The sequence below is a fragment of the Maribacter algae genome (genome assembly GCF_047345745.1).
Taxonomy (GTDB): domain Bacteria; phylum Bacteroidota; class Bacteroidia; order Flavobacteriales; family Flavobacteriaceae; genus Maribacter.
Window position 1 is genome coordinate 655,223 of sequence record NZ_JBLFES010000003.1, and the last position, 21,703, is coordinate 676,925.

Sequence of the window (21,703 nt, forward strand, 5' to 3'; positions counted from 1 at the left end):
AAATCTTTATGAAAACGAACAAACTTTTTTACGCGCTTCTAGTTTTTCAAATTAGTGTGTTTACTGCCTTTGCGCAAGGAAATTCCGCCTACTGGCAGCAGCATGTTGATTATACTATGGAGGTAGACATGAACGTGGAGGATTATACCTATACCGGTTCCCAAAAATTAGTTTACACCAATAATTCTCCGGATGAACTAAGTCGCGTTTATTATCACTTGTATTTTAATGCGTTTCGGCCGGGAAGTGAGATGGATATTCGTTTACAGACCATTAAGGACGGGGATTCTAGAATGATGATCGAGGGAAAGAGTAGGATCATGGGCCTTTCCGAAAACGAAATGGGATATCTACATGTGAACACCTTAACACAGGATGGTCAAGAAGTACGTTTTGCAGAAGAGGGAACCGTTTTGGTAGTAGATTTGGCAAAGCCTATTCCGGCTGGCGGAAAAACGACTTTGGAAATGAGTTTCAAAGGACAGGTGCCTTTGCAAATAAGGCGTTCCGGAAGAAATAATGCAGAAGGAGTTGCCCTTTCCATGAGCCAGTGGTACCCCAAGCTAGCAGAATACGATTTTGAGGGATGGCACGCCTATCCATACATTGCGCGAGAGTTCCATGGTGTTTGGGGAGATTTTGATGTAAAGCTCACCATAGACAAAAATTACGTAGTCGGTGGCTCCGGTTACCTCCAAAATCCAAATGAAATTGGGCACGGTTACGAAGACGAAGGAACCAAGATCAAAAAGCAAAGAGGCAAAACCTTGACTTGGCATTTTAAAGCGCCCATGGTTCATGATTTTATGTGGGCGGCAGACCCAGAATATTTACATGACAAGGTGCAGGTGGAAAACGGACCAATGCTTCATTTCCTTTATAAAAACGACCCTGAAATTCTTGAAAATTGGAAAAATCTGCAACCCAAAACGGTAGCGGCCATGGAATTTTTCAGTAAAAATGTTGGCAAGTATCCTTATGACCAATATTCAGTCATCCAAGGTGGGGATGGTGGCATGGAGTATGCCATGAGTACCCTGATTACCGGAAAACGAAAATTTGAAAGTTTAGTGGGTGTCATGATACATGAAATGGCGCATTCCTGGTTTCAACATATCTTGGCCACCAACGAATCCAAACATGAGTGGATGGATGAAGGATTTACCTCCTTTATTTCCAGCCTTTGTATGAATCAGGTGATGGAGCAGAACAAGGAAAATCCCTTTGAAAATTCCTATAAGGGGTATTACAACTTGGCCCGCTCCGGCAAGGAGCAGCCTCAAAGTACCCATGCGGATCGTTACGATCTTAACTTTGCCTATGGGATCTCGGCCTATAGCAAAGGTTCTATATTTCTATCCCAGTTGGGATACGTTATCGGTCAGGATAAATTGATGGAGACACTTCGTAAATATTATGAGGATTTCAAATTCAAGCACCCTGTTCCCAATGATATCAAAAGAACGGCAGAAAAAATTTCAGGCATAGAACTGGATTGGTATTTGACAGATTGGACGCAAACCACCAACACTATAGATTATGGCATTAAAGAGGTTATGGCCAATGGGGAGGAAACGGAAGTTATCTTGGAACGTATCGGCCTCATGCCAATGCCCCTTGACCTTTTGGTGGTATATGAAGACGGTTCCCAAGAAACCTTTTATGTTCCTTTAAGTATGATGCGCGGTGAAAAAGAAAACCCTTATCCACAGCTAACGCGTTCGGTTTTACCCGATTGGGCATGGGCCTACCCAACCTATAGCTTTAAGATAAGCAAGCCCATGTCAGCTATAAAAGCAATAGTTATAGATCCATCACAATTAATGGCGGATATAGCAGCTGATAATAATGTTTGGCAAAAGACCCCCTAGCCCAAACTAGGAGAATTTATTCGTATTTTAAGGTAAATCGTAATATGACCGTGTTCTCCTATCCAAAAAGGGAAAAACTCAAAAGTAAGAAAGCAATACAGGCACTTTTCTCCGAAGGGAAGAGTGTTTCTGTATTTCCATTAAAACTTATTTATCTAAAAACGCAGCTTCCGGAAAACGTTTCCGTACAGTGCGGTGTGGCCGTTCCTAAAAAGAACTTTAAAAACGCCGTAAAGAGGAATAGGATAAAACGACTTATGCGAGAAGCCTATAGGCTTAATAAAGCGTTGGTTTTTAACAATACTGAGGCCAAGTTTGCGTTTCTTATTTTATACCTTGGGAAAGATATGCCTTCTTTTCAAGGATTGGCGCCCAAAATGAAATTGCTTTTAGACAAATTTAATACCCTTCCACATGAATAAAGTCTTCAAAAAAAGAATTATAATTCCCTTTTTAGCCATAGCCTTTCTTATTGCCGGAAGTAGTTTTAAGAGCGATTTTTTTGAAATAGCCAAGCAAATTGAAATTTTCACTACCCTGTTCAAGGAACTGAACATGAATTACGTAGATGAAACCAATCCAGCAGAACTTATGGATACCGCCATAAAGAACATGCTGGAAGATTTGGATCCCTACACTAAATTTTTGAACGAACAAGATGTAGAGGCCTATCGCATTAACAATGCGGGCGAATATTCGGGTATTGGGGCCTTGGTACGTTCCTATAAAGACAGATTGTTGATCATTGAGCCACACGAAGGTTATCCGGCGGACAAAGCGGGACTTAAAGCGGGCGATGAAATTATCCAGATCGGGGATATCAAAGTGGCCGATTTTGACGATAATGCCAGCGAACTGCTAAAAGGTGCCAACGACACCGAAGTGGAGATTACCTATAAGAGACAAGGTAAAACAAGCATCACTACCATAAAGCGTGGTGGTATAGAGGTAGATGCCGTTCCGTTCTATGAAATGATAGACGATAAAACAGGATACATCGTTCTGGCAAAATTCAATGCAAAAGCTTCGGGCCAAACAAAATCGGCCTTACTAGACCTAAAAGGAAAGGGTGCTAAAAAAATCATTCTAGATCTTAGGGGAAATCCTGGAGGGTTATTGTCCGAAGCCATCAATGTGACCAATCTTTTCGTTCCCAAGGGAGAGTTGATTGTCACTACCAAATCAAAAGTCAAAAAATTCAATCGGGAATACAAAACTAGAAATGAAGCAATAGATACTGAAATCCCCTTGGTGGTTTTAGTCAACGGAAGTAGTGCCTCTGCAAGTGAAATTGTTTCTGGGAGTTTACAGGATTTGGACAGAGCTGTTATCATGGGCGCAAGAAGTTTTGGAAAAGGTTTGGTGCAAAGACCTTTAAAGCTTACCTACGGCACACAATTAAAAGTGACCATTTCCAGATATTATACCAGTTCAGGGAGATGCATACAAGCTTTGGATTATTGGAATAGGGATGATAAAGGAAACGCCGTAAGAAATACCCAATTCAAGGATTTCACCACCCGTAACGGCAGAAAAGTACAAGATGGTGGCGGCGTATTGCCGGATATTGAGGTGGCAGCGGTAAAAACAAATGACCTGACACTGGCATTATTACAAAACAATGTCATTTTTGATTATGCAACGGACTATTATTACCAGAACAATTTGGCCGATATTTCCGATTTTAAATTTTCCGATACCGACTTCAACAGCTTTAAGGATTATGTAAGGCAAAGTAATTTCTCTTTTGAAACCAAGGCGGAAGAAGCCATCAAAAAAGCACTTTCCGGTGAAGAAAACGATTTTCTGGGCAATGAGGTCAAAGAAAGCTATAAAACACTTTTGTCCAATATTGAAAAAGGTAAAATAAATGCCTTGGACAAATATCAGGGCGAAATACAAAAAAATCTTGAGGACGAAATCGTAAAGCGTTATTTCTACAGAAAAGGGCTTTACAAGTATTACCTTTCCAATGACGATGCCATTCTAGCGGCTACAGAACTTTTAGGCAACGAAACCAAGTACACAAGCGTTTTAGAATAATCTTTTTTCACCAAGTATAGGAAGGCGGTTACCGTAAGCAATGTATCCATTTGCGAAGATAAGCTGGGTAGAGTAATTAGACGCCATACCATAATGCATGTGCCGAATATGGTCAATTCCGACAGCTCGGTTTTTTGTTCACTGAGAGAATTATACTCTTAGTGGGTTTTGCAATCGTACTGCTTGGTAGATAATAATAAATAGTTCTAGATACACAGGTTTTTCTTCAATCCCATATGTTAGGCCGTTCAATTCCTATTGTTCTTAAATAATCTAGCATATGACCTGTATGAACAGATTCGTGGTATGCGATTCGGTTCAGATAATCCCCAAGTTTTTTGCTTTGTCCAACTTCTTTTCGCTCAATCCTTACGTTTTCTAAATCCGCCTCTTCGAGTCCTTTTATCATACCTAAAAATTCTGTCCGATATTTTTCGGAAAATTCGAGTTCGTTCTTCAAGTCCGTATATATCAGTCCGGTCCAAGGTGACCGATAATTGCCCAGATTTCCTCTATTATTAATTATTTTATGGAACAAATGCTCGCCTTCTAAAACATGTCTAATCATTTCAATGACCGTGAAGGCTTCTTCGTCAGGTTTCCAATTTAGATATTCATTTGGAATTCCGCTCCATAATTTTATACTTCTTCTTCTAATTTCAGAAAAGTTTAATATGATGATTTCGATTGAATTCATTAATCGTTCTTTTGCTTTGTGTTTTATTTTCAGTCTGTAGTTAACGGCTATTATATATTTAGTTCCTGCGGCGTACTTTTCCAATCTGGTCTCAGCGGCCGAAGATAATAAATTCAAAATCGGATAACAGTTATACCGATTTGCCATCACCATGTCATTATTTATAAAAAATTACCTTTGAGCAAGATGTTGGGCAGAAACTATCATTGGTCTTGGATTATGTCTCTATTGATCTTGGGGAGTTGTAAAGACAGCCCTGACGAAAAAATAGCGAAACGAAACTCCATGGAAATCACGGAGAATTTTTCCGCGCTACCTCAAAATGTGCTGTCGCCAAAAAACAACCCTTCTACCCCGGAAAAAGAAAAACTGGGCAAATTGCTTTTTTATGACCCCATCCTCTCCGGTAATAGAGATGTGGCCTGTGCTACTTGCCATCATCCAAATAATGGCTATGCCGAATTTTTGGATATCTCCATCGGTGTGAACGGAAAAGGCTTTGCCAGCCAGCGCACCTTTAAAAGTCCCAATGACATTCCCTTTGTAAAACGAAACGCCCATACGGTATTGAACACCGCGTTCAACGGGATAAGCATTCAAAATGCCTATAATGCGAAAAAGGCACCCATGTTTTGGGATCTAAGAGCGGAAAGTTTGGAAAAACAAGCCTTGGAGCCTTTGAAAGCCTTTGAAGAAATGCGCGGACACGATTTTTCCGAAACGGAAATTTTAGACGAGATAGTTGATCGACTAAAAGCTATTGCGGAATATGAGTCGCTTTTTGCGGAGGCTTTTGCGGATGGGGTCACTATTGAAAATGTTTCTAAAGCCATTGCTGCCTTTGAAAGGACGCTAGTGGCCAATAATTCAAGGTTTGACCAATATATGCGAGGAGACGACGATGCTATTTCCATGGCCGAAAAAGAGGGTTTTAAACTCTTTAAATCCGTGGGTTGCGCCCAATGTCATAATGGGCCCATGTTTTCGGATTACAAACCGCATGTACTTGGGGTTCCCGAAAATAAAAAACTATCTGTCCCAGATGGTGGCATTCAAGACACTTTTGCTTTTAGAACACCGTCTTTAAGAAACTTGCGTTTCACCGCTCCTTACATGCACAATGGTACTTTTACGGATTTAAAACAGGTATTGGAGTTTTACGAGGACATCACTTTTAAAAAGTCGAGAAACCCTTTGGTTCCAAAAGAAAAGCTGGACCCGTTAGCGTTAGATTTGAAATTAAGCGTTAAAGAAATGTCCCAGATTATTTCTTTCCTCAATACCTTGAACGATAGTGATTTTGACAAGGAAATTCCGGAATCCGTTCCGAGTGGACTCTCCGTTGCAGGAAATATTCAGTAAGTACAGCGCTCATCGTTGGACTTCACATAATAGGATTTATAATTTTTAGCCTTTGGATCCTTGCACCCTTCCAGATTTTTAATTCTCACGTTTCTAAAATCTACAGGTTGGCCTTCGCTTTGTAAAGCGATAAAACCTTCCTTTAAAAGTACTCCGCTTTTATCTTCCATCTCCGGACGGCCTCCTTTAACCACGCCTGTACGGCCAATTTGAGGTTGGGTGTACTCCAGGACCACCTTATCGTTTACGATATGCTTTACCAGAGAATCTCCATAAACAATTACATCGGCCTTTACCCATTGCTCCCCATAATAGGTTTTAGAGGTTGATTTGATACAATGTCTAGGGTCTATTTTTCCTTGATAAACAACATCGGTACCCGGAGAGCACATGTTTCCAGTAGGTCTTGGCTCACCTTCATTGATGCCGCCAAGAAACTGCATCTCTACGGAAATGGGCCAGTTTTGTTCTTTCAACATTTTCCTTGGGTCTTCCGAGTGGAACATTACCCCACTGTTCTTTTCTACAAAAACCGGAGCTCCGGGATGCATTTCCCCTACAAAATGATATTCCATACTCAGATGAAAATAGGAATAGGGCCTATCATAATACAAGTGCCCAAAACGGTCATTGTAATCTCCCTTATACTGGTCATAACGTACTTTTAAAATACCGTCTTCCACCCTGAACGTGTCGCCGTGATTGTCGTTCAAATCATAATGGTGTATTTTGACCGTCCATCCAAGTTTTCTCCATTAAACAAGTTTGTCCATTGGCTTTCGGTCGTGTTCACTTTTGCCGTACCGCAACTGCTAAGAAATAATGTGGCCGAACAAAGCAGAATAATCAGAAGCAACTGTCCAGGATAGTCATTTTTAAGAAATGGAGCCATGGCTTAGGTGTTGTTTGGTTATTCTAAATATAGCTATTTATTTACTACATTTAAGCTTAGCGAAACAAACAGCCCCACAGGAAAAATTCTATACAAATGAGTAAAAATTACATCTTTTTAGTACTTCTGCTTTCGGGTGTGTTCACCGTGGCCCAAGACAAAAAAGAGGAAGCACCAAAACCAATACCGCCGGCCAAGTCTTTTGTAACCTATTATCAAGGTACGTTCGGGGGTAAATCCATACCCTATACCGCTACTGCGAAAGAAACCTATCTTACCAACATGAAAGGGGATTCTGTGGCTTCCTTTTGGTCCGTTTCCTATGTAAAGAAGACGGATGGCAACTCCGCCAAAAGGTCGGTGACGTTTATTTTTAATGGTGGTCCCGGCTCTGCTTCGGTATGGTTGCACATGGGACTTTTTGGACCCCAGTTGGTCCAAGTGGATACCGATGCGAAGAAGGACGACGGTGCTGCGCCATATACTTTAAAGAAAAATGAAAACGGGTTGTTGGACCTTACCGATATGGTATTTATTGACCCCGTGGGCACGGGATATAGTCGCGTCATCGGAAAGGGAAAAGAAAAAGACTATTGGGGATTGATGGAAGATGCCAAATCGGTATCCCAATTCATCAGAACTTGGATTACCCAAAATAAACGGTGGATGTCACCTAAATACCTTGCTGGAGAAAGTTTTGGCACGACCAGGGCGGCAGAAGTAGCCAAACAACTGGAAGGCAACGGTCAGAATATGGCACTGAACGGGTTAATTCTCATCTCCCAAGCGTTGGATTATGCAGGATCTACCTCCACACATCATAATGTAACGTCCTATATTACATATTTGCCTTCCATGGCCGCCACGGCATGGTATCATAAAAAAGCAGGTCAAGGAAAAACGCTGGAAGCATTTGTAGAAGAATGTCGTGATTTTACCTATAACCAATACGTGCCGGCACTTTACAAGGGCAATGGTATTAATACGGCGGAGAGAAACGAAATAGCGGAAAAGCTGGCCTATTTTACCGGATTAAAAAAGAACTATATTCTACAATCCGACCTTCGGGTCTTGATGCCTCGATTTCAAAAACAATTGCTATACGATAAAGGCCTTACTATAGGGCGGTTGGACGGGCGTTTTATGGGGGACGAGTATGATGATGTAGCCGATCGCCCAACGCTTGGTGATCCGGCAAGCTATCAAATTGGTGCTGCCTATACCGCAGCTTTAAATCATTATTATGCTTCCGTCTTAAAAGTTGAGATGGATAGGCCCTACTTGACCAGCAATAGCAAAATTGGTCAAAAATGGCGTTGGCGTACTGTTCCGGACGAAAGTTATTGGGAGCCTACCCCCGTTAATACAGCTGGTTCATTGGGCGAGGCCATGAGAAGGAATACGGCTATGAAAGTTTTGGTGGCCAGCGGTTACTATGACTTGATTACTCCGTTCTTTGATGCCGAATATACCTTCGCCAGAAACGGCATTGTAAAAGACCGGGTTAAAATGACCTATTACGAAGGAGGGCACATGATGTACACCCACCAGCCGGATTTGATAAAACTGTCGTCCGATATCCGTGAATTTCTGACCCAAAATTAGCATCAACATATGAAAAAGACACTATCGATATTTGTTTTTCTCTTTTTTGCCGTTTTTTTGACGGCCCAAGAAAATCAATGGAAAATCATATCTAAAAACGAAATTCAAAGGGAGTTTTCCGAAACCGATCCCAAAAGGTATTCGGACAATATTGAAATGGCCGGTAAACGAGTGGCCGGAATTGTTAGTTATACCATTGATTCTTTGGGAAATCTTTCTGTTGAGCGAGAAGTTTTTTTTCCACAACTACATCCGTTCATCAAAGAAAACGACCCAGATTGGTTTGTATACCGATCTTATTTAAAAAACACCCATACCGATGCTATTTTGCCACAATTGTTTCTGGGCGAAAAACAATTTGCCCCCGGAACGCTTAAGAATATTTCTATTGATGGGATGTTGCATTTTGAACACTATCCGTCAAAATCGGGGATTATTTTGGAGCGAAGTTTTTTGCCTTCCATGAGCGAACGTCTTTTTTTAGAACGGCTTCGATTAACAAATACAACAGATGAAACAGTGCGCTTGGTGTCTGCAAACACCTATTCGGAATATGAGGATTTTGGTGCGGATGGCACTTTTAAAACAATTGTAACGTCAAATGCGCCAGAAACAATAACTTTAGAACCCAGAGAATCGATTTCTTTTTCCGTTGAAATCATGGCGGTGTTGAACGATGAAAAACCACCTTCCAAAACCATGGAGGAAGTCCTTGCAGAGCGCCAAGCATTTCTACAACAGCTATCCGGTTCTTTACAATTGGAGACACCAAATCCAGTTTTGAATACCCTTTTCGAATTTTCAAAGACGAGAGCTTCCGAAAGTATTTTTGAATCAAAATTAGGATTGATTCATTCTCCCGGAGGCGGGCGATATTACGTAGGTATTTGGGCCAATGACCAGGCAGAATATGTGAGTCCGTTTTTTCCGTATTTGGGCTATGAGATCGGGCATGCTTCCGCTATGAATATGTACAGGGCCTTTGCACAGAAAATTAATCCGGAATACACAAAATTGCCTTATGCCTTCGAAGTGGAAGGCTTGCCACCGCCGAGCCCTTTAGATCGTGGTGACGCGGCCATGATCGCTTACGGGGCCAGCCAATATGCATTGGCCACGGGCGACAAGAAAATAGCGGAAGAGCTCTGGTCCCTTATAAGTTGGTGTTTGGAATATTGCAACAGGCAACTAAATAGTGAAGGAGTGGTCCTATCGGAATCGGACGAGATGGAAGGACGAATAGAAACAGGTAAGGCCAACCTCTCAACTTCATCCTTATACTACGGCGCTTTGAACTACGCCATGGACTTAACCAATGCTTTGGGGAAATCCAGATCGGTTTTCAAACAATATCGCAAACAGGCCAAAAATCTTGAAAAAGCTATTGAAAACTATTTTGGTGCCACTATAGAAGGTTTGGAAACTTACCGTTATTATGATGGGCATAAGACCTTGCGGCACTGGATTTGCTTGCCCTTGGTGGTAGGGATAGATGACAGAAAAGACGATACGATTACTGCTCTTTTTGACCGGTTGTGGTCCGGAAAAGGAGGTGTACACGTGGAAAAAAACAATCCAAATAAGTCCGTATCGGAAATTTTTTGGGACAGGGGAACCTTGTACGCGTTGCGTGGTACTTTTATTGCAGGAGCCACTGAAATTTCATTGGACAAGCTAGAATCTTTTTCCCAAGAGCGCTTGTTGGGCAACCGAGTACCCTATGTCGTAGAAGCATATCCGGAAGGCGGTATGGCCCATCTATCCGCGGAAAGCGGATTGTATTGCCGTGTTTTTATCGAAGGACTTTTTGGAATGAACCCTACAGGGCTCAACAGCTTTACCTTAAAACCAAGATTGCCCAAGGGATGGGATAAAATGGCCCTTAGAAATATTAAAGCTTTCGGTAAGGATTTTGATATTGAAGTAAACCGAAAGGATGATAAAATGCTCGTTAAAATATTGAACAGTGCCAATGGCATAATTCTATTACAACAAATAACGAATCTTGATAAACCCGTTTTCTATCATTTTTAAGGTGAACTCGTTTCTACACCAAGAAAAAACAAAAATCCGGAGCTTTCTTTATATAAGCTTCTAAGTAAGCCCTATTTTTTAGCAGCTGATCGCTAAGATGTCATCGTTATGAACAAGGAACTTATTGCTCATTTAGAATACTTGCTTTGTACTAAAATCCAAAAAACAAGGGCTATTTCCGGGGGCGACATTTCAAAAGCATATCTACTTGAAACCGATGGCGAACATTTTTTCTGTAAAATAAATTCGGAAACTTATGCGCAGCGTATGTTCCAAGAAGAGAAGCTGGGTCTGGAAGCCATCGCAAGTACCAAAACCATAAAAACGCCCAAAGTACTTTTGTATGAGCCTTTGGAAAAAGGGGCTTTGTTGCTGATGGAATATATATCCCAAAAAAAAGCGGATAAATTTGATATGAAGCATTTAGGTCACCAATTGGCCATGCTGCACGAGCTTTCAGAATCCAATACGTTTGGATGGAAAACCGATAACTTCATTGGGAGCTTGCCACAGTCCAATATTTCAAATACCGATTGGAACTTATTTTTTGCCAAAGAAAGAATACTGCCGCAGCTCCGTTTGGCCCGTGATAAAAACCGATTGTTGCCAATTGAAATTCCAAGCGAATCACAATGGCTCAAGCTATTTGAAAACTACTTTCCAGAAGTTGTTCCTTCGCTCCTACATGGCGATTTATGGTCCGGAAATTATGTAATTTCCACAGATAGCACTCCCTATCTCATTGACCCTTCCGTTTATTACGGTCATCATGAGGTAGATTTGGCCATGACCCGTTTGTTCGGAGGGTTTGATACTAATTTTTACGAAGCGTATCATGATATAATTCCAAAGGAGAACGGTGTATCAATACGTATGGATTTGTATCAACTATATTATCTTTTAGTGCATTTAAACCTTTTTGGAAATTCTTACTATTACCAGGTTTTGGAAACCCTGAAACGATATTTCTAAAAACAGCCTGTATTCCCTAACTTTAGAAGAACCTTTTATATTATTTACAATGAGGATTCTGGTCGCTTTTCTTTTTTTATTCGCCTCCTGTTTTTCATGGTCGCAGACTGCTTTTGAAAAGGGTATGGTCTTGGATTCCATACCTGTGCCCAATACAAAGGAGACCTTTGCGATTTACCTGCCTACTCAATATAATCCAAATGAACCGTCCCCCATTGTTTTTATTTTTGAACCTGCAGCCCGAGGAAGAATTGGTATAGAGCCTTTTGTACTGGCGTCCGAAAAATATGGTTATGTGCTGGTCTGTTCAAATAACTCCCGTAATGGTCCATATAACCGTAACATTCCCATTGCAGAACGGCTATTTGACTATTTATTTTCTATTGTAAATATCGATTCAAAACAAATATTTCTCAGTGGATTTTCCGGTGGTTCCCGATTGGCTTCTACCATTGCCGCTTCAAGCGATAGTATTGCCGGCGTTATTGCCTGTGGTGCCGGACTATCCTCGAATCCTGCTCTGGTGCCTTATGAAGGAACGTTTCTTTATGCTGGAATTTGCGGAAATCGGGATATGAATTATTCTGAAATGTTGGGACTACAGCCTTTTTTAAAATCGATTGGCCTCACACATGCCTTGTTTATTTATGATGGGAGCCATACTTGGCCTCCGCCCGATGAAATGGAAAAAGTGTTCGATTGGATTGCCGTACAACTTCACAAAAGAAACATTGAGCCTTTAAAAAGGGAAGAACTTCAAGGTTACTATGAAGAAGAGTATGCAACGGTGTTGCAGGATACAAAAGAAAAAAACTATTTAAGAACCACGGAAGGGCTGGAGCGAATTTTATTGAGCTATTCTACAATGTTTAACTTGGATAGTATCTCGCTTCAGCTTAAAGAGCATCAAAAATCAAAAGATTATAAACTGGCCGTAAAATCCAATGAAAAAACGATTGCCCAAGAAAAATTATTGAGCCAAAAGTATATAGATCGTATTTTTTCGGATTTTAAGGATTTGGATCAGACGGACCTCAGTTGGTGGAGAAAAGAATTTGAAAAATTAAAAAAGAAATCTATAAGCGGAGATGTTTATACCCAAAAAATGGTCGAACGGTTACGATATAGGGTTTTTGCATTTTTATACGAAAATACCAGTCCAAACCTCAACGCTAATACTACAGATGCACAATTAGCGTACAGTAAACAAATCATTGAGCTTTTAAAAACTTTCTCTCCAAACCGATGAAAAACATTGTGAGCTTTTCTCAAAAAACAAATTATAGATTAAAATAAATGTCAGTTTTTTAATACTTTTAGTGTTCGAAAATTCCTTTTAAGTAATGGCCGCCAACCCTAAAACCAACCCTTCTAGTACTAAATCATCAAAAGTTAAAAACCAAAAAACGTTTTCCATAATAGGCATTGGTACCAGCGCCGGCGGTCTAGAGACGCTGAAAGCATTCTTTGACGAGGTACCTGAGGATTGTGTGCATAGTTTTGTGGTAGTACAACATCTTAGTCCGGATTATAAAAGTTTAATGGCGGAGTTACTTTCCAAAAACTCTGCACTGCCCATATTGGAGGTCAAAAATAAAATGGAGGTTGAAAGCGGAACGGTCTATTTAATTCCTCCGAAAAAAAACATGACTTTAAGGGACGGCCACTTAATACTCTCCAATAAACCCAGTGGAAGGGAACTAAACCTTCCCATAGATATATTATTTTCATCGCTTGCTAGAGAGTGTCAAGAAAAGTCCATAGGTATTATCCTTAGTGGTACGGGAAGCGATGGCACCAGTGGTGCAGGGGCTATCAAAGAAGCCGGTGGAATGGTCATGGTGCAAAGTCCGGTACAGGCAAAATTTGATGGTATGCCCCAAAGTGCCATTAATACTGGGTTGATAGACATTGTGGCACCCGTGGAAGAATTGCCCGGCGAATTATTGGATTTTATAGAGCATCCAAAATTAAGCGGTTCTTTAGAGGAAAAAATTTCCAGAAACGAAGACGTTCTCGTGAAAATCCTAAATCATGTCCATAATTTGACTTCAATGGACTTTGAGGATTACAAACGTCCTACTTTGATCAGAAGGGTTGCAAGGCGTATTGGGGTCAACAAATTGAACAGCTTGGCCGAATACAAGGATTTCATCTATGAAAATCCCAGTGAATCACACGTGCTGGCGAGAGAGTTTCTCATTGGTGTGACCAGTTTTTTTAGGGATACCGATGTTTGGGATTTGCTAATGGAAGATATCATTCCCCAACTCGTTGAAGGCAAAACCAAAGGAGAGATTATTAAAGTATGGTGCGTAGGTGTAAGTACGGGTCAAGAAGCTTATAGTCTTGCCATTTTATTGAATGAGGAGCTCCAAAGACAGGGAAAATCAAACACCATTAAAATCTTTGCTACCGATATTGAAAAAACGCATTTGGATATTGGAAGTAAAGGGGTATATACAGAGAGTATGATAGCTAACATTTCCGAAAAACGCAGAGATGCCAATTTTATCAGAAAAGGAGATGATTATCAGATAAGAGAGCATATTAGAAGGATGGTAATTTTTAGCCAGCATAACATATTAAAAGACCCTCCTTTTAATAAAATGGATATTTCTATCTGTAGAAATTTACTTATTTACATGCGTCAAAGTGCGCAAAAGAAAGTCCTCGATGTACTGCAATACTCCCTTAAATTAAATGCCATATTGATTTTGGGAAGTAGCGAAAGCGTTGGCGACCATAGAAAAATGTTGTTAGAGGTAAATCGCAAACTGAAAATCTACAAAAACGCGCAGGTGTCCAAGACATTAGGGGCCGACCCCATGAACAGTCCGGACATTACCTTAAAAAGTGCCGAGCCTTCCCTGAATCTCCAGCGTAAATTAATGGAATCTAAATTATCGGAAGCCATGAGTTCATCTTTGGCAGAAGAATTGGATGTGGCCGCCGTTTTTTTTGACGACACCTTTAAAATCGTAAATGCATACGGAGAATTTGGAAAATATGTAAGTCTTCCGGAGCGCGGTTTTAGCATCAGTATCTTAAGAATGTTACCGGAACATGTGGCGTCGATCGTGAGCAGATCCGTAAAAAAGATAAAGAAGAACGGAGAGGAAAAAATTCGTTGCCAACATGTTAATCTCAATAAAGACGGGTCTAATCTTATTGCAAACCTATCCATCTCCTCTTTTTCGCTGAATCCCTCTGATGAAGATGTTCTTTATTTATTGGTCTTTGCTCCTCAAGATGTGGATCAGGCCAATGTTCCCGCTTTGGAGCTTACCAATTATAGCTCTAATGATTTGCACGTAGCGGAGCTAGAAGCGGAGCTGAAAGAAACCAAACAGGATTTAAGGGACCTTGTACAGGAAATAGAGACCAGCAACGAAGAATTACAGGCTACGAATGAAGAATTATTGGCCTCGAACGAAGAACTACAGAGCACCAATGAGGAGTTACAAAGCGTGAACGAAGAATTGCATACCGTAAATGCAGAATTACAGCAGAAAGTAGAGGATTTGGCCTCTATAAATGCGGATATGGACAATCTTTTGAAAAGTACGGATATCGGGACTATTTTCCTGGACCGGAAAATGCGCATTAGAAAGTTTACTCCAAAGCTCAGGGATTATTTCAATTTATTGGAGTCGGATATTCAACGACCCTTAAATCATTTTACTTCAAATTTTTCAAATTCGGACCTGAATATTCTAAAAATTGCGAAAGAAGCCCTAACCACCGGAAAACATATACAAAACGAGGTTCAGGACAATGATGGCAACTGGTTCCTTTTAAAGACGATTCCGTTTTACAACACAAACCTAACTATTGACGGGGTAGTTCTAAGCTTTGTGGACATTAATGAGCTTAAAGAGGTCGAGAAAGCACTGCGCGCAAGCGAGGTCGAATTCAGAAGTCTTTACGACAATGCGCCCGATATGTTTCTGAGTATAGACTTTAAAGGTAATATCATTAACTGTAACAATAAACTGATCGAGACACTGGGTTACGATAAAAAAGAAGATTTGATCGGAACCTCCAGGGCAGAAATCATAGATTCTAAATTTGTAGCACAATCCATCAAGGATTTAGAATTGGTCAAGGAAAAGGGAGAAATCATAAATTCCTTTAGGCTGATAAAAACGAAAAGCGGCAATCGTATTCCAGTGAGGCTCAATGCTGCTATGGTTCTAAACGAAAGAGGCGACCCAAGTTATATTCTTTGTAGTTGGAGGGATATTACCGCATTGCATAATGCCGAACAAAAATATATAGCACAGAACAAGGCTTTTGAGCAGGTATTAGAAGGCACCATGGCTGGATATTTTGATCGGAACATCAAGGAAAATACAGAATACCTGAGCCCTACCTTTAAAAAAATGTTCGGTTACGAAGACCATGAAATGGAAAACACGCCAGAATCCTGGCAACGTATCATACATCCGGACGATCTTCCCGCGGTTTTGGAAAATTTTAATATTCACCTTGATAGTAAAGGTGATGTCCCTTTTGACAATCAGGTAAGGTATTACCATAAAGATGGCTCCATCGTATGGGTCTGGAGCAAGGGTAAGGTTATTGAATGGGATTCCAAAGGGAATGGGATCCGTATGGTCGGGAGCCATGTAAATATCACCTCGTTGAAAAATTACGAGGATAAATTAAAGGAAAGTAATCAGCAATTGGAACGTTTTGCCTATGTGGCCAGTCATGACCTACAGGAGCCGTTGCGTACTATAAATGATTTTATATCATTGTTGAAAAATGAAAACATAGATGCGCTGAACGAGGACAGCAAAACCTACATTGATTTTATCATGCAAGCTTCCAACAGAATGGGCGCTCTTGTAAAAAGTATCTTGGCCTATTCAAAAATTGGACAAACCGGCGATTTTGAAAAAGTTGATCTGAACGAGGTCATCAAAGATGTGCTGAACGATCTTAGATTAAGGATAGAAGAACAAAACGCCGTGCTCCATATAGACAAAATGCCTATAGTTCCTGGAGATAAAATGGAGCTACATTCTCTTTTTCTTAATTTAATAGGTAATGCCATAAAATTTGTGGCCCTTAACAAGGCACCTGAAATCGTATTAAAAGTTACCGAGCATAGGGGCATTGTCCTATTTGAGCTAAAGGATAACGGAATAGGCATTCCAAAAGAACACCAAACTAAAATATTCGAGGTCTTTAAACGCTTACATAATAGTGAGGATTACGAAGGTACCGGTATTGGTCTGGCACACTGTAAAAAAATCATATCCCTGCACAAGGGAGAAATATGGGTGTCTTCCGAACCTGGTAAGGGAAGCACCTTCTCTTTTACGATAAATACCAAATAGAAGCAATATGTTGCAGAAAATAATGCTGATAGACGATAATGCAGCGACCAATTATATTCATAAAAAGTTTATAGGCCAAGCTGGATGTGCCTCGGAAATCCTCGCATTTCAAAACGGCCAAGATGCGCTTGACCATTTAGACGACACCGCAAATATCTTCCCAGAACTGATATTTATCGATATTAACATGCCCACCATGGATGCCTGGGAATTTTTAAAAAAATATGAGGAAAATAAACGAGAGGAAAAAGAACGAACCATCATCATTCTTTTAACTACGGATTTAAGCCCTTTGGATCTAGAAAAAATAGAAACCGTGGATACCATATCGGACATTATGATAAAACCCTTGAACATAGAACGTGTGCATGAGGTTCTAAACAAGTTTTTTAAAAAATTGGCCTAATCTTTGAACAAACGCGCTTCGGAGAGATTGATCAATCCTTTTTCCTGATGTAGCATCCGTTTGGTGCGCAGGTACCTGTTCTTGTTAAATGCATCATAATTTTCCGCCTGTTCATCCATACTGCTAATGCGTACCTTTTCCGACGAATGAATAAATTCATTGTTCCCGATCCACATACCTACATGTACTACTTTTTCAGCAGTGGAATCCGTTGCCTTTCGGCCAAAAAACAATAAATCCCCCTTTTTTAAATTTGAAAAGTTACCTATGGAGTCAATCGGCTTTCCAGTATGTACCTGTTGGGAAGCATCACGGGGAATGACCATCCCATTAAGAAAATAAACGGTTTTGGTAAAACCACTACAGTCCACGCCTTTGGTTGAGGTCCCGCCCCATAGATAGGGAACACCCATTAAGGTTTTAGAAGTTTTGACCAACGAATCTTCGGTAGGTTTTAGCGCATTTAGCCACTCGCTATAGGGCTGTGCCTCGTTTTTGGCTACACAAGCTTTTCTTCCATCGGGAAAACCCACTAAATAGTGGTCTGCAGTTTCTCCGACCACCTCCAATATGCTTCCTGCCACAATATCGGAAACACGCTCCTTTTGTTTTGGATCGGAATAGGTGTGCCCATATGTTTTTGTATAAATTATCTTATCCGATCGTAGCCAAGCGCCAAACCTTTTTGGAGTCATCAAAGCAATACCTCCATGGTCTACCCACGCTAGATAACCGTCCGGCGTCTGTATCAAATACCACTCGCCCTCCTGTTTTAAAACCATTACCGGTGTTCCCAAAGTGGCTTGTGTGGCCAATTCCGCAGCATGTTTCGGTTGGCTTCTTAGATTGGAAACCGAGTTGGAAATTATACCTTGGGCCTTGCCTCCCAGGGAAATTAGGGGCAGTTGTTGTATGCTGTCCAAAAACTTGATTTTATTTGCCGTTAGTCTCTGTTTCAACATATCCAATGCTTCAGAAAGATTGGTTTCCCCTTTCAACAACCATTTTTCGCCATAGGGTTTGGCATCGATCTCAAACAGTGCGACCCTTTTATCAGGGGCATATACTGCAGTAATTGAATCTATGTAAGGCTGCACTATATTTTCTTCGGTCTTAGGGATATCGGTCTTACAACCGAACCATACAACCATCGCTATAAGAAATACCACGTGTTTTCGTGCTAAAAACATATCTTTCATTTTCATCAAAAATACTGAATAACCCTTACTTGATATTATTTTCTTACCTCGCGCACATGATAATTTAGCTAATTTAGCAGCCGATGAAAAAACTGAGCGTTCTTGAACTTTTTGCCGGGGTAGGCGGTTTTAGATTAGGTCTGGAGCAGACCCAAAAATATGAAGTGGTCTGGAGCAACCAGTGGGAGCCCAGTACAAAAACCCAACATGCATCTATGGTGTACGAAGCCCGTTTTGGAACCGAAAACCATAGCAATAAGGATATTTCCGAAGTGGCCGCGGCGGATATTCCAGATGCGGACATATTAGTGGGTGGCTTTCCCTGCCAAGATTATTCCGTTGCCACCACATTACAAAATTCAAAGGGGCTTATTGGCAAAAAAGGGGTGCTTTGGTGGAGTATTCACAGAATACTTTCCGAGAAAAAAAACCCCCCAAAATATCTTTTCCTGGAAAATGTGGACCGTCTCTTAAAATCTCCCTCGTCCCAACGGGGAAGGGATTTTGCCATTATGCTAAAAAGTTTGGATGAACTGGGCTATGCGGTAGAATGGCGTGTTATCAACGCATCGGAATACGGTATGCCACAACGCAGACGGCGCGTGTTCTTTTTGGGTTATCATACCTCTACCCCTATCTATAAAAAGCTTATGAAAGCGGCAACAACGGATTGGGTTCAAAACAAAGGTGTTCTGGCACAAGCTTTTCCAGTGAATGAAAATTTGGAAAAACAGCAGTGCTTTTCCATAGAAGAAGATTTAGTTTCGCTCTCCAATAATTTCAATAAGGACGAAAAAATATCTCCTTTTGAAAACAGTGGCGTATTTATAAAGGGCAAAGTTTTTACGGCAAAGACCTTTCCTGGCTTTGATGGTAAACGAACGGTTCTAAAAGATGTGTTACAAAAACAAGATGTTCCTGCCGATTTTTATATTTCCGAAGCGGATTTTCCAAAATGGGAATATCTAAAAGGGTCCAAAAAAGAACAGCGGACCGCAAAAAACGGCTATACTTACAACTATAGCGAAGGCGCCATGATTTTTCCGGATGCCCTTGATAATGCCTCTCGCACTATTATCACCGGGGAAGGCGGAAAATCCCCATCCCGATTTAAACATGTAGTGCAAACCAAAAACGGTTTGCGAAGATTGACCCCTGTTGAATTGGAGCGTCTAAACATGTTCCCGGACAACCATACCCAACTGGAAGGCATCTCGAATGCCAAACGTGCCTTTTTTATGGGAAATGCTTTGGTGGTCGGTGTGGTAGAAAAAATAGGCAGTGCACTGTACAACGTTATATCTTCCTTAGAATAGTGGCGCTACAAAGTAATTTTGATAATGACCTTAGGAAAGAGCAACTACTTGCCCCGCTTTTGGATACATGCTACTCCAAAAACTTAAAGCTGTATGATTTTGAGAGGATTTCCGATCTAAAAAAACAAATGGCGGGAATTGATTTGATATTTCATAGAAAAAGAGATGGGGAAACATTTTATATTGATGAAAAAGCACAGTTAGATTATATCAACGATGATTTGCCCACTTTTGCTTTTGAAATCTGCTATCTCAAGAAAAACACCTTGAAAAAGGGCTGGTTTTTTGATATTATGAAGAAGACCCAATTCTATAGCCTGGTTACCGGAATTTATCAAGATGAGCCGCAGTATTTCACCTCCTGTAAAATCACATTGGTCAACCGTCAAAAACTACTTGATTTTCTTAAAAGTCGAAATCTAAGTATGAAAACCGTTGAGGATTATGTTGCCAAACATCCAAAACGACAGGGCAAACTCATCTTGAACGAATTAGATACCAAGTCTGAAGGATATCTCTATTTTTCCAGAAACAATAAGGCCGAGCAGCCCGTAAACCTTATTTTAAAGCTGGATTTTCTTTTGGACCAAGGTTTGGCAAAGCGTTTAGTGTAAAATTCTATAAACTGTCCAATGGACTTTTGATATTGGAAAGACTTCTAGGGGTAACCTTGGTATATATTTGCGTAGTCTTTACGGACTCATGCCCCAATAGTTCTTGGATAAAGCGCATATCCGCCCCGGATTCCAGTAAATGTGTTGCGTATGAATGCCTAAGACCGTGAATTCCTATCTGTTTACGAATACCCGCTTTTTTCATGGCCATCTTGAACATTTGTTGTAAACTGGATTTGGCATAAGGCCCACCGTATTGGCCCTCAAAAAGATACTCTTTAGGACGAAACTGTTTATAGTATTCCCTTAGTTTGGGCAGAACACTTACCGGTAGCGGCACATAACGGTCTTTTTTGCCTTTGGCACTCCTTACGTGTACAACCATGCGCTGACCGTCTACATCTACAATCTTTAGCTTTACCACTTCAGATACCCGGAGCCCCATGCCATAACACAATTGTAATGCCATATTATGCTTTAAGTTGGTCGTTACCCTAAAAAGTTTTTTTACCTCAGCTTTGCTTAACATTTTGGGTAATGTAATTGGTTTTTTAGGGCGAGGAATATCAAAAAACATTTTTGGAAGATGAAGTACCTGTTCAAAATAGAATTTAATGGCATTGATTTTACCATTCATCTTGCGTTCCCCCATTTTTTCAATCTTTACACAATAAAGAAAATAATCCTTTAACCTTTTGGGCGTTAGATCGTTCACCTGATGGTGATTAAGAAGTAACAGTAGATGTTGAAATTCCGCCAAATAAATGCGAACTGTATTGGGGCTGTATTTTTTTAACATCAACTGCTTTTCCATTGTGCTATAGGCTTGCCGATTCACCGGATGTATGTTTTGCAATTTTCTTTCCGAGGTGTTTTTGGCGGTCATTTTTAATTGTTGTCTAACTACGGGCAAATCTGGTAAATACCATGCTCTTTTAGTTGCGCTCCATCTAACGGAAGGAAACCTTTTGCGCAATTTATACTTAAGATCTTCGTTGTATTTAAATTTTATCAGAATTATTCTTTTTTTGCGATGTGTTGCTGGCTGAAAAATATATTGTGCGAAATCCATACAGGTATTTTATATAACAATTTGATAAAGATACTTAAAATGTTATATAGAATGATGTAGCAGTTGTTTTGTATAACACTATATTTTAATGGGAATAGCAAATAATTTGTATTTTTAGAAAAACAGCGTAAATACAGACTTATTTACGAGTTGTGCTTCATTATAACCAACCGCTAACCAATGATAAAATTCTTTAGAAAAATTAGACAAAATCTACTTGCAGAAGGAAAAACTGGAAAGTATTTGAAATATGCGATGGGAGAAATTGTTCT

The 21,703-nt window shown here is 40.4% G+C and carries 17 protein-coding genes; 12 read left to right on the forward strand and 5 right to left on the reverse strand.

Annotated features, from left to right (window positions below):
- Positions 1-8: 8 nt before the first annotated feature.
- Genes ACKWBX_RS14485 through ACKWBX_RS14495 form a run of 3 tightly spaced genes read left to right on the forward strand, consistent with a single transcriptional unit; the run spans position 9 to position 3,914 of the window.
- Positions 9-1,871 (forward strand): M1 family metallopeptidase, encoded by a 1,863-nt coding sequence (locus ACKWBX_RS14485; RefSeq protein ID WP_413969422.1) that lies wholly within the window; start codon positions 9-11, stop codon positions 1,869-1,871.
- Between the two features lie 44 nt (positions 1,872-1,915).
- Positions 1,916-2,293, forward strand: coding sequence for a ribonuclease P protein component (gene rnpA / locus ACKWBX_RS14490; RefSeq protein ID WP_413969423.1), 378 nt, complete (start codon positions 1,916-1,918; stop codon positions 2,291-2,293).
- Positions 2,286-3,914, forward strand: a complete 1,629-nt coding sequence (locus tag ACKWBX_RS14495; RefSeq protein ID WP_413969424.1) for a S41 family peptidase — start codon at positions 2,286-2,288, stop codon at positions 3,912-3,914. Before rnpA ends, ACKWBX_RS14495 begins: the two co-directional genes overlap by 8 nt.
- Before the next feature lie 226 nt (positions 3,915-4,140).
- Here ACKWBX_RS14495 and ACKWBX_RS14500 read toward each other — a convergent pair whose 3' ends face one another.
- The gene (locus ACKWBX_RS14500) at positions 4,141-4,728 is read right to left on the reverse strand and encodes a DinB family protein (protein WP_413969425.1); all 588 of its coding nucleotides are present in this window, start codon (positions 4,726-4,728) and stop codon (positions 4,141-4,143) included.
- Positions 4,729-4,797: 69 nt separating this feature from the next.
- Here ACKWBX_RS14500 and ACKWBX_RS14505 point away from each other — a divergent pair, with 69 nt between their 5' ends.
- The gene (locus tag ACKWBX_RS14505; protein ID WP_413969449.1) at positions 4,798-5,973 is read left to right on the forward strand and encodes a cytochrome-c peroxidase; all 1,176 of its coding nucleotides are present in this window, start codon (positions 4,798-4,800) and stop codon (positions 5,971-5,973) included.
- On the opposite strand, the gene ACKWBX_RS14510 is transcribed toward ACKWBX_RS14505, so the two are convergent.
- Positions 5,967-6,686, reverse strand: coding sequence for a 3-keto-disaccharide hydrolase (locus tag ACKWBX_RS14510; RefSeq protein ID WP_413969426.1), 720 nt, complete (start codon positions 6,684-6,686; stop codon positions 5,967-5,969). The genes ACKWBX_RS14505 and ACKWBX_RS14510 overlap by 7 nt on opposite strands.
- The gene (locus tag ACKWBX_RS14515; RefSeq protein ID WP_413969427.1) at positions 6,683-6,865 is read right to left on the reverse strand and encodes a hypothetical protein; all 183 of its coding nucleotides are present in this window, start codon (positions 6,863-6,865) and stop codon (positions 6,683-6,685) included. Before ACKWBX_RS14515 ends, ACKWBX_RS14510 begins: the two co-directional genes overlap by 4 nt.
- Before the next feature lie 96 nt (positions 6,866-6,961).
- On the opposite strand from ACKWBX_RS14515, the gene ACKWBX_RS14520 reads away from it, so the two are divergent.
- From ACKWBX_RS14520 to ACKWBX_RS14545, 6 genes are all read left to right on the forward strand, one after another.
- Entirely contained in the window at positions 6,962-8,470 is a 1,509-nt protein-coding gene (locus tag ACKWBX_RS14520) for a S10 family peptidase (protein ID WP_413969428.1), read from the forward strand.
- Positions 8,471-8,479: 9 nt separating this feature from the next.
- Entirely contained in the window at positions 8,480-10,504 is a 2,025-nt protein-coding gene (locus tag ACKWBX_RS14525; RefSeq protein ID WP_413969429.1) for a six-hairpin glycosidase-like protein, read from the forward strand.
- 108 nt (positions 10,505-10,612) lie between these two features.
- Positions 10,613-11,476: a fructosamine kinase family protein gene (locus tag ACKWBX_RS14530; protein ID WP_413969430.1), complete on the forward strand. Its 864-nt coding sequence runs from the start codon at positions 10,613-10,615 to the stop codon at positions 11,474-11,476.
- A 49-nt stretch (positions 11,477-11,525) separates the two neighbouring features.
- The gene (locus ACKWBX_RS14535) at positions 11,526-12,725 is read left to right on the forward strand and encodes a hypothetical protein (protein ID WP_413969431.1); all 1,200 of its coding nucleotides are present in this window, start codon (positions 11,526-11,528) and stop codon (positions 12,723-12,725) included.
- Positions 12,726-12,819: 94 nt separating this feature from the next.
- Positions 12,820-16,824: a chemotaxis protein CheB gene (locus ACKWBX_RS14540; RefSeq protein ID WP_413969432.1), complete on the forward strand. Its 4,005-nt coding sequence runs from the start codon at positions 12,820-12,822 to the stop codon at positions 16,822-16,824.
- Positions 16,825-16,831: 7 nt separating this feature from the next.
- A complete protein-coding gene (locus ACKWBX_RS14545; RefSeq protein ID WP_413969433.1) occupies positions 16,832-17,230 on the forward strand; it encodes a response regulator in 399 nt (132 codons plus the stop codon).
- Here ACKWBX_RS14545 and ACKWBX_RS14550 read toward each other — a convergent pair.
- Complete coding sequence (locus ACKWBX_RS14550; RefSeq protein WP_413969434.1) at positions 17,227-18,420, reverse strand: C40 family peptidase; 1,194 nt, start codon at positions 18,418-18,420, stop codon at positions 17,227-17,229. The genes ACKWBX_RS14545 and ACKWBX_RS14550 overlap by 4 nt on opposite strands.
- Positions 18,421-18,512: 92 nt before the next feature.
- On the opposite strand from ACKWBX_RS14550, the gene dcm reads away from it, so the two are divergent.
- A complete protein-coding gene (gene dcm / locus ACKWBX_RS14555) occupies positions 18,513-19,745 on the forward strand; it encodes a DNA (cytosine-5-)-methyltransferase (RefSeq protein WP_413969435.1) in 1,233 nt (410 codons plus the stop codon).
- Positions 19,745-20,359, forward strand: a complete 615-nt coding sequence (locus ACKWBX_RS14560; RefSeq protein WP_413969436.1) for a hypothetical protein — start codon at positions 19,745-19,747, stop codon at positions 20,357-20,359. The genes dcm and ACKWBX_RS14560 overlap by 1 nt, the downstream gene beginning before the upstream one ends.
- Before the next feature lie 4 nt (positions 20,360-20,363).
- Here ACKWBX_RS14560 and ACKWBX_RS14565 read toward each other — a convergent pair whose 3' ends face one another.
- The gene (locus ACKWBX_RS14565; RefSeq protein ID WP_413969437.1) at positions 20,364-21,431 is read right to left on the reverse strand and encodes a tyrosine-type recombinase/integrase; all 1,068 of its coding nucleotides are present in this window, start codon (positions 21,429-21,431) and stop codon (positions 20,364-20,366) included.
- Between the last annotated feature and the right edge of the window lie 272 nt (positions 21,432-21,703).

What these genes read in the sequence shown, in the direction of transcription:
- rnpA (WP_413969423.1), top strand. Translation starts at nt 1,916, where the DNA reads ATGACCGTGTTCTCCTATCCAAAAAGGGAAAAACTCAAAAGTAAGAAA.
- ACKWBX_RS14495 (WP_413969424.1), top strand. Translation starts at nt 2,286, where the DNA reads ATGAATAAAGTCTTCAAAAAAAGAATTATAATTCCCTTTTTAGCCATA.
- ACKWBX_RS14545 (WP_413969433.1), top strand. Translation starts at nt 16,832, where the DNA reads ATGTTGCAGAAAATAATGCTGATAGACGATAATGCAGCGACCAATTAT.
- ACKWBX_RS14485 (WP_413969422.1), top strand. Translation starts at nt 9, where the DNA reads ATGAAAACGAACAAACTTTTTTACGCGCTTCTAGTTTTTCAAATTAGT.
- ACKWBX_RS14515 (WP_413969427.1), bottom strand. Translation starts at nt 6,865, where the DNA reads ATGGCTCCATTTCTTAAAAATGACTATCCTGGACAGTTGCTTCTGATT.
- ACKWBX_RS14540 (WP_413969432.1), top strand. Translation starts at nt 12,820, where the DNA reads ATGGCCGCCAACCCTAAAACCAACCCTTCTAGTACTAAATCATCAAAA.
- ACKWBX_RS14530 (WP_413969430.1), top strand. Translation starts at nt 10,613, where the DNA reads ATGAACAAGGAACTTATTGCTCATTTAGAATACTTGCTTTGTACTAAA.
- ACKWBX_RS14535 (WP_413969431.1), top strand. Translation starts at nt 11,526, where the DNA reads ATGAGGATTCTGGTCGCTTTTCTTTTTTTATTCGCCTCCTGTTTTTCA.
- dcm (WP_413969435.1), top strand. Translation starts at nt 18,513, where the DNA reads ATGAAAAAACTGAGCGTTCTTGAACTTTTTGCCGGGGTAGGCGGTTTT.
- ACKWBX_RS14520 (WP_413969428.1), top strand. Translation starts at nt 6,962, where the DNA reads ATGAGTAAAAATTACATCTTTTTAGTACTTCTGCTTTCGGGTGTGTTC.
- ACKWBX_RS14550 (WP_413969434.1), bottom strand. Translation starts at nt 18,420, where the DNA reads ATGTTTTTAGCACGAAAACACGTGGTATTTCTTATAGCGATGGTTGTA.
- ACKWBX_RS14525 (WP_413969429.1), top strand. Translation starts at nt 8,480, where the DNA reads ATGAAAAAGACACTATCGATATTTGTTTTTCTCTTTTTTGCCGTTTTT.
- ACKWBX_RS14565 (WP_413969437.1), bottom strand. Translation starts at nt 21,431, where the DNA reads ATGGATTTCGCACAATATATTTTTCAGCCAGCAACACATCGCAAAAAA.
- ACKWBX_RS14505 (WP_413969449.1), top strand. Translation starts at nt 4,798, where the DNA reads ATGTTGGGCAGAAACTATCATTGGTCTTGGATTATGTCTCTATTGATC.